This window comes from Microbispora hainanensis, from assembly GCF_006874475.1.
GTDB lineage: Bacteria > Actinomycetota > Actinomycetes > Streptosporangiales > Streptosporangiaceae > Microbispora > Microbispora hainanensis.
In genome coordinates, this window is sequence record NZ_VIRM01000181.1 from 1 (window position 1) to 597 (window position 597).

1 protein-coding gene is annotated in these 597 nt (G+C 69.5%); it reads left to right on the plus strand.

Annotated features, from left to right (window positions below):
* Positions 1-47 precede the first annotated feature (47 nt).
* Positions 48-597: substrate-binding domain-containing protein (locus FLX08_RS40075; protein WP_142625450.1), on the plus strand; the 550-nt coding region annotated here is incomplete at its 3' end.

Consider the following 597-nt stretch of genomic DNA (forward strand, 5'->3'; position numbering starts at 1 on the left):
ACGTGGGCCGGATCGGAACCCGACCGGCTTCGACAAGGAGAGAACATATGGAGAAGAACGTCGGCCGGCGCGGCTTCCTGTGGAGTGGAGCCGTCCTCGGCGCGGGCGCCCTCGTCACCGCCTGCACGAGCAACGAGCCCGCCGCGCAGGCGAGCGCACCGGCCGCCGCCCCCGCGGCCGCGGCCACGGGCGGCAACGACGCCCCCGGCGACAAGGTCGTCATCGGCTTCTCGGCCCCGGCCGCCGACCACGGCTGGATCGCCGCGATCAGCAAGAACGCCGCGGATGCGGCCAAGCAGTACTCCGATGTGGAGTTCAAGCCGGTCGAGCCGACCAACGACATCAACCAGCAGATCTCGGCGGTGGAGTCGCTGATCCAGGCCAAGGTCAACGCGCTGGTGATCCTGCCCAACGACGGCGAGCAGCTCAACCAGGTCGCCCGGCAGGCGATGGACGCCGGCATCCCGGTGATCAACGTGGACCGGGTCTTCCCCGACAAGCTGTCCTACCGCGCGTGGATCGGCGGGGACAACTACGGCATGGGGGTGGCGGCCGGTCACTTCGTCGGCAAGACGTTGAAGGACAAGGGCGTGTCCG